This is a genomic window from Porticoccus hydrocarbonoclasticus MCTG13d, from assembly GCF_000744735.1.
Classification (GTDB): Bacteria; Pseudomonadota; Gammaproteobacteria; order Pseudomonadales; family Porticoccaceae; genus Porticoccus; species Porticoccus hydrocarbonoclasticus.
Genome location: NZ_JQMM01000001.1, coordinates 1,879,063 through 1,892,008, shown reverse-complemented (window position 1 = coordinate 1,892,008; position 12,946 = coordinate 1,879,063). Strand labels below are relative to the sequence as shown.

General features: G+C 45.4%; 15 protein-coding genes and 2 pseudogenes. 5 read left to right on the top strand and 12 right to left on the bottom strand.

From position 1 onward, the window contains the following. Positions 1–70 precede the first annotated feature (70 nt). Positions 71–228: pseudogene (locus U740_RS12255) on the bottom strand (IS3 family transposase); the annotation flags it as partial. Between the two features lie 41 nt (positions 229–269). On the opposite strand from U740_RS12255, the pseudogene U740_RS12140 reads away from it, so the two are divergent. Beyond that, positions 270–949, top strand: a pseudogene (locus U740_RS12140) (IS3 family transposase); the annotation flags it as partial. A 90-nt stretch (positions 950–1,039) separates the two neighbouring features. Beyond that, positions 1,040–1,492, top strand: a complete 453-nt coding sequence (locus U740_RS09020; RefSeq protein WP_036860313.1) for a protein tyrosine phosphatase family protein — start codon at positions 1,040–1,042, stop codon at positions 1,490–1,492. A gap of 37 nt (positions 1,493–1,529) precedes the next feature. Here the strand turns inward: U740_RS09020 and U740_RS09015 are convergent, their stop codons facing one another. From U740_RS09015 to U740_RS09000, 4 genes are read right to left on the bottom strand one after another with little or no spacing between them, the layout of a single operon-like run. Beyond that, positions 1,530–2,003: a nuclear transport factor 2 family protein gene (locus U740_RS09015; RefSeq protein ID WP_036860312.1), complete on the bottom strand. Its 474-nt coding sequence runs from the start codon at positions 2,001–2,003 to the stop codon at positions 1,530–1,532. A gap of 19 nt (positions 2,004–2,022) precedes the next feature. Continuing rightward, positions 2,023–2,622: a glutathione S-transferase family protein gene (locus U740_RS09010; protein WP_036860311.1), complete on the bottom strand. Its 600-nt coding sequence runs from the start codon at positions 2,620–2,622 to the stop codon at positions 2,023–2,025. Between the two features lie 15 nt (positions 2,623–2,637). Next, positions 2,638–3,918 (bottom strand): pyridoxamine 5'-phosphate oxidase family protein, encoded by a 1,281-nt coding sequence (locus U740_RS09005; RefSeq protein WP_036860309.1) that lies wholly within the window; start codon positions 3,916–3,918, stop codon positions 2,638–2,640. 51 nt (positions 3,919–3,969) lie between these two features. After that, positions 3,970–4,515, bottom strand: a complete 546-nt coding sequence (locus U740_RS09000) for a carboxymuconolactone decarboxylase family protein (protein WP_036860307.1) — start codon at positions 4,513–4,515, stop codon at positions 3,970–3,972. A gap of 123 nt (positions 4,516–4,638) precedes the next feature. Here U740_RS09000 and U740_RS08995 point away from each other — a divergent pair, with 123 nt between their 5' ends. After that, positions 4,639–5,538, top strand: coding sequence for a LysR family transcriptional regulator (locus tag U740_RS08995; RefSeq protein WP_036860306.1), 900 nt, complete (start codon positions 4,639–4,641; stop codon positions 5,536–5,538). 371 nt (positions 5,539–5,909) lie between these two features. Here the strand turns inward: U740_RS08995 and U740_RS08990 are convergent, their stop codons facing one another. The 6 genes from U740_RS08990 to U740_RS08965 are packed head-to-tail and all read right to left on the bottom strand — an operon-like array spanning position 5,910 to position 9,144. Next, a complete protein-coding gene (locus U740_RS08990; protein ID WP_152556818.1) occupies positions 5,910–6,362 on the bottom strand; it encodes a DoxX family protein in 453 nt (150 codons plus the stop codon). Next, the gene (locus tag U740_RS08985) at positions 6,359–7,108 is read right to left on the bottom strand and encodes an HvfC/BufC N-terminal domain-containing protein (RefSeq protein ID WP_036860305.1); all 750 of its coding nucleotides are present in this window, start codon (positions 7,106–7,108) and stop codon (positions 6,359–6,361) included. The genes U740_RS08990 and U740_RS08985 overlap by 4 nt, the downstream gene beginning before the upstream one ends. Continuing rightward, entirely contained in the window at positions 7,101–7,973 is an 873-nt protein-coding gene (locus U740_RS08980; RefSeq protein WP_036860304.1) for an MbnB/TglH/ChrH family RiPP precursor modification enzyme, read from the bottom strand. Before U740_RS08980 ends, U740_RS08985 begins: the two co-directional genes overlap by 8 nt. Before the next feature lie 22 nt (positions 7,974–7,995). After that, positions 7,996–8,286, bottom strand: coding sequence for a BufA1 family periplasmic bufferin-type metallophore (locus U740_RS08975; protein ID WP_036860303.1), 291 nt, complete (start codon positions 8,284–8,286; stop codon positions 7,996–7,998). Between the two features lie 12 nt (positions 8,287–8,298). Beyond that, the gene (locus U740_RS08970) at positions 8,299–8,616 is read right to left on the bottom strand and encodes a thioredoxin family protein (RefSeq protein ID WP_036860302.1); all 318 of its coding nucleotides are present in this window, start codon (positions 8,614–8,616) and stop codon (positions 8,299–8,301) included. Between the two features lie 51 nt (positions 8,617–8,667). Continuing rightward, entirely contained in the window at positions 8,668–9,144 is a 477-nt protein-coding gene (locus U740_RS08965) for a YHS domain-containing (seleno)protein (protein ID WP_036860301.1), read from the bottom strand. An 837-nt stretch (positions 9,145–9,981) separates the two neighbouring features. Between U740_RS08965 and U740_RS08955 the strand changes: the two genes are divergently transcribed. Continuing rightward, positions 9,982–10,668: an orotate phosphoribosyltransferase gene (locus U740_RS08955; protein WP_036860299.1), complete on the top strand. Its 687-nt coding sequence runs from the start codon at positions 9,982–9,984 to the stop codon at positions 10,666–10,668. A gap of 51 nt (positions 10,669–10,719) precedes the next feature. Here U740_RS08955 and U740_RS08950 read toward each other — a convergent pair whose 3' ends face one another. Continuing rightward, positions 10,720–11,325: a DUF547 domain-containing protein gene (locus U740_RS08950; protein ID WP_160172064.1), complete on the bottom strand. Its 606-nt coding sequence runs from the start codon at positions 11,323–11,325 to the stop codon at positions 10,720–10,722. Positions 11,326–11,638: 313 nt separating this feature from the next. On the opposite strand from U740_RS08950, the gene bioA reads away from it, so the two are divergent. Then, positions 11,639–12,934: an adenosylmethionine--8-amino-7-oxononanoate transaminase gene (gene bioA / locus U740_RS08945; RefSeq protein WP_036860296.1), complete on the top strand. Its 1,296-nt coding sequence runs from the start codon at positions 11,639–11,641 to the stop codon at positions 12,932–12,934. Positions 12,935–12,946 lie beyond the last annotated feature (12 nt).

Genomic DNA, 12,946 nt, shown 5'->3' with positions numbered 1-12,946 from the left:
GGGAATATGAGTGGTAAACGCTATCCCGAAGAATGTCACGTCCCTCGGTGACACGCTTGAGTTCTTTTTACAGGCGTCTAATCTCGGCCGTTTCCTCCAGCACTTTACGATGCTGTAAGTCAGGCCCATGGAGCTTAATCCAGGTATAGAGACTGTGGGTGGTAGTGCCAACTTGCTTTACGACATCCGCCACTGCCCAGCCACCGTGACCTGTTTGACCGCTTCAATCTTAACTGCTAAAAAAGGCGTGGCGTTTTTCGCAAGCCATCCCGAGTGGGTACTATGCCTGGATAAGCAGCCCTCAGTTCAACTGACAAAAAGTGGATGATCGTCTTACAGGGTTGATTGAGCAATATTGGCTTGAGTCCGGTTGTGTCTATGGTTACCGCAAGGGACACGGGTGAGTATTGCGGCATTAATCGTGTGCATCGACTGATAACGCTTTCTTGCCTTGAGGCTCAAGTGGGGTATCGCAAACCCTGATCACGAGGCGGCGAACAACATGTGGTCACGTCCAATGTGCTGGAAAGGCGATTTAACCCGACACAACCCGATCAGGCGTTGGTAACGGACATCGCCTACATCAAAACCCTTGAAGGGTGGCTGTACTAGGTACGGTCATGGACTTGTTCTTCCGACGTATCATTGGCTGGTCCATGACCAAACGGATAATAAAGGAACTGGTTTGGGATGCACTGCTGATGGCAGTATGAGTCGGCGTGGTAATTGTCATGACAATGCTGTAGATGAAAGCTTCTTCCAACTATTGAAGCGTGAACGAATCAAATGGAAAATCTATCCCTCTCGAGAAGCAGCAAAAATGGATGTGTTCAACTATATTGAGATGTTTTATAACCCTAAAAGGCGCCATGGTTCCAATGATGGATTGTCGTCTGTAGAGTACGAACGTCGGTATTTTAATGAGGCAGAGAAGTGTCTATCTAGTTAACCAGTGGCGATTCAAACCACTGTTACTTACACTTAATCATGGGGATATACGAAGCTTTAATTTTTGCTCTAAAGCTCTGGTGTTCACGGCATGAAAGTCAAAAACTATTTAAAAATATCACCCATGTTATCAAGCTCCGGCCAGCCAGCTCGAGAGGACTTCAGTCTCATAGCAAAACAAGGGTTCCAGGTAGTCATAAACCTGTCGATGCCTGATTCAAAGAGTGCCCTGTCAGATGAGGGCTATCTGGTCACCTCAACGGGTATGACTTACATTCATATCCCTGTACCATTTGATGCGCCGGAGTTATCACACTTGCACGCCTTCTACGATGCAATGGAAGCTTTTTCAGCAAAGAAAGTCTGGGTTCATTGTGCATTGAATTACAGGGCGTCTGCTTTTCTTTACCTCTACAACCGCCTCGTTAAAAAGAAAACCAAAGAGGATGCCAGGAGATACATATTCCCTGACTGGGAGCCAAACGACACCTGGTCGGCTTTTATAAAAAGATGTGAAGTCGGAATTTCCACAGGTTCTCAATAATGCTCTGGACATCCTTTTCCAAAGCGCATTCAATAAATTAAAGATTTAAATCACTCAGGCTAGGGTGATTATCGGGCCTTCTTCCAAGAGGCCAATGAAATAAACGCTCAGACTCTTTAATAGGTAAGTCATTAATACAGGCGAAACGTCGCTGCATCAGACCATCCGAATTAAATTCCCAGTTTTCGTTGCCATACGAACGGAACCAGTTACCGCTGTCATCATGCCATTCGTAGGCAAATCGAACTGCAATACGGTTATTCTCAAAAGCCCAAAGCTCTTTAATCAGTCGATAGTCCAGCTCTTTTACCCATTTACTTTGCAAAAAGCCTTTCACTTCTTTACGACCACGAGGAAAATCTGCTCTGTTACGCCAGATGGTGTCTTCTGTATACACTTGAGATACACGCTCAGGGTCTCGACTATTCCAGGCATCTTCTGCGAGTCTTACCTTTTTGATTGCGGATTCTTCAGTAAAGGGAGGAAGTGGGGGTTTAGTGTCGGTTGTCATTGTTTGCTCCAGAATATAGTTATTCAAAAATGCCTGGCATTGCCAGATAATCAGATAGACCTTCAAACCTTGTTCTCCAGGTCTGAATATGTCGATAAGGGGTCATATCAATATGACCTTCGTGCATTAAAGCAAGATAGGGGTATAGTGCTATGTCAGCGATGGTGGGAGTATCTCCGACCAGCCAATGTCTCCCTGAGAGGTGACTATCAATAATTTTCAGCACTTTGTTACTGGTATCAGTCGCGTGCTTGAAATCAATCTGACGACCAAACTTATAATGGACACGAAGCCGGGCCGGTCCATTCTGAACCTCATTGGCTGCCGTGGATAACCAGGCCACGATTTGAGCCAACTCATCATGATTCTCTGGCCACCAATTTTCTGCACCATACTTTTTTGCCAGGTAAATCAAAATCGCCTGACTGTCTCGAACAAGCGTGCCGTTGTCATTCAGTACCGGTGCCTGCCCAAACGGATTCAATGCCAGATAGTCATCACTGGTTTGTTCAGAAGCGCCTAAATCCAGATCGTGCAATTTATAATCGATGCCTAAAAAACTTAACATCAGTCGTACTTTATGGCAGTTGCCAGACAATGCGATGTTATAAAGAACCATGTCTAATTGCCTCATTCAATTGAAATTTTCCGTATGGATTGTGGTTCTGTCTATCCCCATTTCGGCTCCAGCTTGTAGTGCGGCTCTCATAAAAAGTTGAGGCCCACAGATGTAATACTCTGCGTCAGGACCTGCCTGACAAAACAAGGTAGAAAACACGAGCTTATTGATGTGAGGCTTCTGACTGAAATAGAAATGCACTTTGTCTGGAAACAATTCTGATAGCTCATCATAGAACGGCATGGCCTGACGAGACTTGGCTGAGTAATGTATTTCAAATGAAGAGCCACGTTGTTCTAGCTCTTCAGCCATTGACTTGATGGGGGTAATGCCTATTCCACCAGCGACAAGCACGGTATGCCGTTCATCGTTGTGAAGACGGAAGAAATTTTCAGGCGCCTCAATGTTGATTTCAGTACCAACTTGCCACTGCTTGTGTATTAAATGAGAGCCGCCGTCTCCAGTGTTTTCATTTTTCACCGCGATCTGATAAAAGTGATGTCGATTTTTTATCGTTGTCAGTGAATAGGCATGCGTTGAGTTTGAGCCATCACTAAGCTGGACAGGCACACTGATATGAGCACCTGCTTCATACCCAGGGAGGTCTGCCCCTTTTGCATGTTGCAGTTCATAAATTCTCACTTCTTTTGTGAGCTGTCGGACTGCTGAAATAATCATTGGCAAACTGCCTTTGCCTGAGTAGGGCAGCATTTTTAATTGCCTGCTGTTTTTTGTGTGCTCTTGACTAAAAATCTTCTCAATTTCATCTCTTGTGTAACGTGGAGTGATGTATTTAGGGCAGTTCCAATCAAAAGCCTCAACATTAATAACAATGCCACGCTCTACAGACGCACGGAAATCTGACATTTCAAGTTTGGCTACCACTGAAGGTTTGTCCATTTCTTCAACCACTTGAGCACGTCCCCAAATCTTGAGCCTGCGCCGTTCACCATAGCTCATCAGAAAAAGACATACTCTGTTGTTTCCATGAAGGTTTCCTACTGAAAGATATTGACGGTTGCCGCTGAAGTCAGCAAAACCAATGGTTTTCTCTCCAATCACTTTCAGAAATCCCCTGGGGCCACCTCGATGTTGTATGTACGGCCAACCATCCTGATTAGTCGTCGCCATATAAAAGCTGTCACGTTCGGCAATAAAATTTTTCGTCGTCAAGTCAATGGCAGTGAAATCGTCGGCACCCTGCTCAAAGGCTTGATAGATCTGTCGGCTACCCATTTCCGATTGCACTTTTCTAACATTCGGTGTGAAGCCTATTTGTGCAAATGCTCTGGCCATAGGAGATCTCTCTGAATGAATGCCCGACCTGAGGCCGGGCACTGCTTTGCTTTATGCTGCCTGGTTCAGATTAACTTTAGGGAAGTCAATATCAACGCGACTGGCTTTACTCAAAATATTGGTCAGTAAGTTGATGCCAGTGTGAGTAATGATTTCTACAATATCGGCATCAGTGAAACCAGCATCACGTAATTCCTGAACTTCTGCTGTGGTGACATCACCGAGATGCTCAACCAGTGAGCGTGAAAACTTAACAGCGACCGCTGCTTTGGCATCCTGGCTGTCTCCTTGACGGTTACTGTTGATTTCAGCGGTATTCAAACCGGTCTTGCGACCAATCGCGGTGTGTGCTGAGAGGCAGTATTCGCATTCATTTTTCTGAGCTAATGTCAGTGCAATACGCTCACGAGTTTCTGCATCCAGTGAGCCATTACCCGCAATATGGTGAAAACCGAGAAAGGCTTTCAGCGCATCAGGTGAATTCGCAAAGACGCGAAGGAAATTAGGCACAATGCCCAAGTTGGATTTGATGGCGGTGAACAGTTCGGCCTGTTCGTGGTTAGCCAGATCGTCTGTTACTGTTGTGATTCTGCTCATGTCTTGTTCTCCTGTTAAATGAAACTGGCATTGAAGTATCCAGTGAGAATATTATTGGGTATTATCGATAATAAAATAATAGAGCAAATGGCTAATTCACTATTTCACAAAATGGAATAATTAATGGACCGATTACATTTAATGACGGTTTTTGTTTCAGTGGTCGAAAATGAGGGCTTTGCCAGTGCCGCTCGAAAGTTAAGGCTGAGCCCCCCTGCAGTGAGTCGTGCTATTTCAGAACTGGAAACACGATTGGGGGTGAAGCTTTTGCATCGCACCACCAGACATCTGCAGATCACCGAGGCGGGCCAGCGTTATTACAAAGATGCCAAGCATATCGTAACCCTCTCAGAAGAGGCCGATGACGCTGTGAGAGGGAAAAATGCGGTTCCCAGAGGGCTTGTGAGAATAACCGCGTCCGTTCTGTTCGGTCGTTTATATGTGATGGACGGCATTGTTAGCTACCTGAAGCAATACCCTGAAATGCAACTTGATGCGCTTTTTGTCGATCGGGTGGTCAATATGCTGGAAGAGGGGATTGATGTTGCTGTCAGAATTGGTGAGTTGCAGGACTCGACTTATAAGGCCATCAGAGTAGGGGCCGTAAGGCGAGTGTTCTGTGCCTCAACGCAATACCTTAAAGAGCATGGATATCCTAAAAAACCTGAAGATCTCAGTGAACACAGAATGATACTGGCGAGAGGTTTGAGCCCGACGAATGAACTTAGATTTTCTAAACAGGGAAAAAATACCAGTGTTAGAGTGAATCCATTTCTGACAGTCAGTGATAACTTTTCAGCGGAAAAAGCGGTTTTATCGGATATGGGAATAACACGACTACTCTCTTATCAGGTAGCAGAGAGCCTGGCCGGTGGTGCTTTGAAAGTTATTTTGAGTGACTATGAGTCTCGTCCTGTGCCTGTTCATGTTGTTCACAGAGAAGGACGATATTCTTCGGCAAGAACAAGAACATTAATCGACTGGATGGTAGAACATCTCAGGGCTCAGCCCTCCCTGAATTGATGGGTGATGCCCGTTGCGCTAAGCCAACGGGCATCTGGCTTACTAATTGTAATATTTAAATAAATGTAATGAAGAGTACGCCATCACCGGCTGTTTAGTCGGTTTCTCCACATCAAGCTCTATACTGATAGATGTGCATAATAAATCCTTAAAAGGTTGTACTGCACTGCCCAATGCAGTGTTGCCATGTTATTAGGATTCACTTCTTGCCAGATCTCCAAAAGTAAAGAGGATGTGTCCATTCATCCATACCTGTGTGACCTCATTACGAATGAGTAGCTAACGGAGAATAAATGTCGAGTGATAAACAAAAAAGGGGTAGCAATAAGCACTATGGCTACCCCTGAGCTGAATTAAAATCTGAAGTTGATTTAGGTTGAGCCTTTGGCGCTGAGAAGCACGCTATCAAGTGATACCCTGCCAGCTCCCCAGACAATCAGACTGAAAATCATTCCTCCCCAAATGACATGCAACAAGAAGGCAGCCGGGGCCATTTCAGCCAGGCTCAGCACCGCCACGATATTGAAAACAAACAAGCCCAGAGCGGCAAGTGGCGTCGAAAAACCTAACAATAACAGCGATGGCAGAATAATTTCGCTGGCCGTTCCAAGGTAAGCGGCAAAATCATGTCTTAACACAGGAACGGCATACTCATACTCAAACAGGAACAGGGTAGATTCCCAGTTTTTCAGCTTGTTAAACCCCGCGAAAAAGAACGTGGTAAAAAGGTAAACCCTGACACCCAGTAGCGTGAGCGACTCCAATATTGAACGAGCCAGCATGACATAGTCAGAATAGGGGATACGATAATTGAAATAAGTCATTGTGTTGTCTCCAAGTAATAACCAGTGACAAGACCTTCACTGGTTGATTGATAAAGCCAGTCATCAAATATAAATGGCTGTTTCATCTGCTCCAGCGCAGCAGATATTGATAGCCCACCAATGGTCAGTGCTAACCATTCCGATTCACTGTGGCTTGTCTCCCGAACAAGCGCCTTCCATGAAGGCCGCCATATCAATGCGCTTTGTCCTGAACCCTGTGAAATCTTGTCTTTAGCCTGCGCCAGGAACTGTTGTCGCTTATTGGGATTTTTCGTTTGATGTGCCGTCCAGATGTCAACGATTGGGTATCTTGAATTCAAAAGATAGGTACCGGCACAATAGCGAATACGTAACAGGCTTAAATCAATACCCAGTTGAGGTTGTTCAACTGAGGAAATGGGGGTTTGTTCTCTCTCTGCCACGTGACATAACCAGTCCAGCTTGGCGCTGTCTGCAATGAATGGAAAACTGGAGAGATTCTCAAGTTGTCCCAACCAGTATGGAAACGTCTCCCCCCACATGCCCCAATCACCCGCAAACAGTTTTTCCTTGCACACAAAAGTTTTTGCCAGCATGGAAAAGAATTCCTCACCAACAAGTTCCACCACCGTTGGGTAGCTTATTGATAGAGCACGCTCTGCATTCATCAAAAGGTTTTGTCTGTATATAGCAAGACCAGCTTGACTGAATGAGTCGTCTTTCCCGTCCCATATCGCTTCGAAAAGACTTACCTGATAATTACGCATTGTCGAGCACCTTTGTGGCAAAGGAAGCTGCGGTGCTGGCCTCGCCGATGAGTGTTGGCCAGGCAGGCAAGCGCGTGTCCCATTCGACTAATGTTGGTACAGCGCCAAACCGCCTGATGGCTTCCGCATAAGCAATCCAGGTAGCCGAGCTGACCGGACCGCTGTGGTCATCGATCCAGGTTTCTTGAGTCATATCATGGATGCCAGCAAGGTGAATTTCCTTGACAATATGTGTGTCCAGCGCGGTTAGCGTTTCCAGAACAACATTTAATGGTTGCTCCGTGCCAATGTTGTGGGCATTGACATAAAGGTTATGAATATCTAGCAACAGACCACAGCCGGTGGCGTCACAGAGCCTGTTGAAAAATTCAGTTTCCGGTATGACTGAACCATCAAAGGCAAGATATGATGAAATGTTTTCGATCAAAATTTGACGGCCAAATAAATCCTGCACTCGCTGAATGTTATTGGTCATTGCCTGCAATGTTTCTTTATCAAAACGGATTGGCAGCAAATCACCAGCATGAACTGTCGATTTGCCATCGACAGACCAACTGAAACAAGCATGATCTGAAGTGAGAAAAGGGGAGCACCTGTCTATCAGACGCTTCATTTTTTTTAAATGTGAAGGGGGAGGGGGTTGCAAAGAACCGAGCCCCAGTGAAGTACCGTGCAAACTGATCTTGTAATGTTCAGATAGTGACATTAACAAGTCATGCGTCACGCCACCCTCAGCGAAAAAGTTTTCTGCATGCACTTCAACGAAGTCTATGGGGGCAGGAGTCATCGCTGCCTCGTAGTGTGCTGATCGTAAACCTACGCCAACTTGAATCATCTCCGCCCCCATAGCTTCGTTAATGAACATCAGTGCATTTCCATTCAGAAGATCAAAATGCAGATGGCGAATTGCTCAACAGCGCTTTGGCTTGCTCTTTTGAGTAACCACCCAGGTCAATGCAGGTACCGGCTGGCACCAGTTTCCATTCACCCGGATCGTTGTCGACTTTGGATTGCGCCGCACAGGAATGCGTACCTGCCAGGTTGGCACAATCGTTTTGACCGGCTTCAGCCACGCCATAGCATTTTTCCTTACCAGCGGCGTGGGTAGTCATGGGAACTGTCACACTCAGTGACAATGTGGCTGCGATAGCAGCAGCGATAATGGCATTATTTTTCATCATTTATTCCTCTTAGGCTTGAATAGCGTGGTCAATCCACGCGTTAACGTTGGCAGTGGGTTGTGAACCAACCAGCGTGTCAATTGGTGAGCCATCTTTGAGCATGATCAGCGTGGGCACTGATCGCACGTTGAACCCTTCACGGACATTAGGAAGTGCATCAACATCGATCTCTGCAACAGATATGTCATTACGCTCAGCTGAGACGGACTCATTCACCGGGGCAAAACGCCGGCATGGATCACACCACGAGGCTGATATTTTCAACAACAAATATTCGTGCTGCTGTTTCTCAGTCTCAAAATCATCTAGGGTTGTTATCTGTTTCATTGAGTTTCTCCAGAATGAGCACCGGCAACAAAGTTGCCGGGACAGTCTGATTTAGAATGTTTCCAAGGCCGAATCGGTGAACGATTTAATGGTTGGCCAGGTTTGATTTGCATTGGTGATATAGCCCGGCACGTTTTCCAGCCAGACTTTCTGAACATCTTTATTCAGGTTCAGATAAAGCTTGCCATCGACAACACGCCAGGCAGTTGGGTCGGTGTCAAACTTTCTACCTTTGGTCACACCGTAGGCACAAAAACCACCAAACTGAGGGGCATACTTGGCAGGACTGGCACGGAATAAATCTCGGTTCTGTTCGCTGCTGAAGAGGTAAATCGCGTTTTTGTACGTTGCAGTGAAGTCATTAGAGCCTATGGTCGGCTTTTCCTGAGTGAAATAAGCAACCGGATCATAGCCCTGAATGGCAAGGTCATTACCGTTTGCATTTATGTCAATATCAGCTGCGAAGCTCGCTGCTGAAAGACTTAATGCTAGAGTGGCTGCAGAGGTCGTGATAATTTTCTTTAACATTTGTTTATCTCCAGGTTTGTGTTTGTCATTACTGAATGGTTGCTGTGTTTAACAGGCGAGATTATTATTTCTTATTGTGTTTAAAAAAATAATAAGTCGTCTGATTAATAAACTATTGTTCAAAATGAAATAATCATTGAGTACAGCTTTAAAACCGCATAACTATTCAGGCGATTAGTCCAAAGGCATGATGCATAGTTTAATGATGGAGAGGGCTTGGGTGAGCTATGATCGTCTAGGTTGCTTATCCAACAAGCATCCAGAAACGCTATATGGACAAGTGGTCAGTAATACTCAATCGATTATCTATTTCCCCCTGGCGTGTTTTGCTCTGGTGAAATGTGTGGACTTTCCCATTTTGATGGTAGCGCTCGAAACCAAGAGCATGGTTTTGCTAATAGCGACAACACTGTGATCAACACCGCGAAGCGGTCCAGCCCTGGTTAAGTGCTCCTTTGCCGGTTTTACGCCGTTAAAGATGACTTCTTTTCCTGAGTGATTTTTATACTCTATACAACACTTACGGGTACAGACTGCCAATGTGGCATGGCTGATTTCGCTGCACAAGGCTGCATTGGCGCTATAAGTCTGGTTTTAGCGGGTTTTCTGTCCGATCCATATATGCGCATAATGTATATTATGTTAAATATAATAACTCGGCATACGCTTGGTCCCTTTTCTTTTGGTTGTTGGGGAATAACCTGCCCGGAATACGCCTGATTGAATGGAATCTCAGCTGATGTTCTGGCAAAATTTCCGCAGCTTGTTTTTTGGTAAGTCTAACCACTAACCGTATTTTTCCCTTCTCTTCTCGCGATTCGTTATACAGGTGAAATGATGTCGTTCAATAGCTTTCCTGACCCCAAATTGATTGCTCAATTATCTGCAAAGATGCTGATTGAAATTGGTGCAATCAATTTTCGCCCAGATGATCCCTTTCAGTTAACGTCAGGAAAAATTAGCCCTGTATATATTGATTGCAGAAAAATTATTTCATTTCCCCGAGTGAGATCGACATTGATGGATTTTGGTGCCTCGACGATTCTTCGCAATATAGGCTTTGAGTCTATTGACGGAATTGCTGGCGGCGAAACAGCTGGGATACCCTTTGCGGCCTGGCTTGCAGAGCGTTTATCCCTACCCATGCAGTACGTTCGAAAAAAACCCAAGGGTTTTGGCCGCGATGCGCAGATCGAAGGTGATTTAAAGGAAGGTTCGAGGGTTCTATTGGTTGAGGATCTCACAACGGACGGTGGCAGCAAGATCAAGTTCTGTCAGGCTTTGCGCGATGCTGGCGCCACTGTTAGCGATACATTCGTTATCTTCTTCTATGACATATTTCCGGATACACGTAAAAACCTGGGTGAAATTGGTATCAATCTGCACCATTTAACCACCTGGTGGGATGTGTTGGAGGTCTGTAAAATTCAAAACCTTATGGAAGCCAAGGCCATTGCGGATATTGAGTCTTTTCTTCATGCTCCTGTTGAATGGTCAACTGCTCACGGCGGTATAGAAAGTTGATTATAATAGTTATCTAACTATATGATTTAAAATAATTACTTTTATAGATTTTTAGAGGCCATTCAAGCTGTAATCGTGAAAATAGTCGATTTTACCCTGAAATCCCAATAAGTAGAGAGCCAGTCGATCATCTGCATAGTGGGCAAATACCTTAAGCATCATTTTGTCGTCTTTGGCAAAGTCAGAGCGATATTGGCTGAAAATGCCTGCAGCGATCAGTTTGCCATTTTTAAGGGTTACACCATTTTGGTCGTTGATAAAATCACGTCCTGACTGCTTTAAAAGAGCTGTAACATTTTTTCCGGTGAAAGCTTGAGGTAATAAGCCTGGGCAGGTCATATTGGCGCAGTTCAAGCCAAAGTGTATTGTATGATCTTTCCATATCGGCCGAAGAATGCGATTTTCTATGTCATTGAGACTTATCGGGTTGTCGGCTACGTGAATAAGCGGTTTATTCAATAAACTGTGTCCGTCCATTTTTTTACCGATATCCCTGATGCTTTTTATCGGGTAGTTTTCTGAAATAAGTTTGACGGTTAATGCATTATAGAGATTCAGCCAATAGGCCTTCTGTTCATCGCGACTGTAGTCTCGGGGGTCAATTTTTGCCAGATAGCCAATATAGTCCGACAGGCTTTTTTGTTCATTTTTATCCACCGATCCATACCGAAAACGATTCACCCCCTGCCCTGTGTTGACGACATGTGTACGGAGCAGCTCATCCCATTGCCGATGATTCAGAGTGTCTCGGTTAGACTCATTGCTTTTCGCCCAGAACATTCGGGATTGTGCTGATTCTGCAGTGACTGCCGGTGATGCGCTGAACAATCCCGTTATTAGTACGATGATAAGTGGATACTTTAAGTTCATCATTGTTGCTCGTTTGAGTGATGGCGTTGCTATGGTGCTTTGATACCACGAAGATCCTTATCATACAATATACGTTTTCTTACCTGTGAATTGCATCTACATGAAACACTTGAATGCGTCTCAAATATTGGCCATAGATAAAAATCACATTTGGCATCCCTATTCGTCTTTTATGGATCCTGCACCGGTTTATCCTGTGGCCAGCGCCGATGGTGTCAGACTATACCTGTCCGATGGGCAAGTGCTAATTGACGGCATGTCATCGTGGTGGAGCACAATCCATGGCTACAACCACCCTGCTCTTAATGCAGCTATAACCGCCCAGATCAGTAAAATGTCCCACGTAATGTTTGGTGGTATTACCCACGAGCCAGCAGCGAAGCTCGCACAGACATTAACCGAGATCACCCCGGCCGGACTGGACAAGGTTTTTTTATCGGACTCAGGGTCTGTCAGTATAGAGGTAGGCATGAAAATGGCTCTCCAATATTGGCAGTCACGGGGAGAAAAAGATAAATCGCGTTTCTTGAGTCTTAAACGTGGTTATCACGGTGATACCTTCGGCGCCATGTCCGTATGTGATCCAGTTACAGGTATGCACCACCTGTTTCGCGACGTTCTGACACCCCAGTTTTTTTCAGAATCTCCCCGTTGCGGCTTTGATGCTGCCTGGAATGAGGATTTCATCCTCGACTTCAAACAAACTATCAGCGCTCATGCCGATGAAATCGCTGCCGTAATACTGGAACCTGTGGTTCAGGGTGCGGGGGGCATGCGTTTTTATTCGCCGATGTTTCTGAAGCGTGTTCGTGAATTGTGTGATCAGTATGGCGTGTTGTTAATTATTGATGAAATAGCCACGGGTTTCGGTCGCACAGGAAAGCTTTTTGCCACTGAATGGGCCGGGATCTCGCCGGATATCATGTGTCTGGGCAAAGCGCTGACGGGCGGCTACATGACGCTCGCTGCTACGTTGTGTACGGAGAAAGTCAGCAATGGTATTTGTCTTGGTGAAGCGGGCGTATTTATGCACGGCCCAACATTTATGGCTAATCCTCTGGCTTGTGCCGTGGCCAATGCAAGTATTGAACTGCTACTTACTTCAGATTGGTCGACCCGTGTTATGAATATCGAGCAGCAGTTGACTGCAGAGCTGGCTCCAGCCAAAGATTATAACCATGTAAAAGACGTGCGCGTACTTGGGGGTATCGGTGTCATTGAGATGAAGAATCCGGTTAACCTGCCGATCATTCAGAAACAATTTGTCGATAAGGGTGTTTGGGTTCGACCTTTCGGGAAGCTCGTGTATGTCATGCCCCCTTACATTATCAGCAAAACCGATTTGTCATTCCTGACCAGTGCGTTGGTTGAGGTTTTGAAAGGTGTTGCACACTGAGCGAGGGTGAGC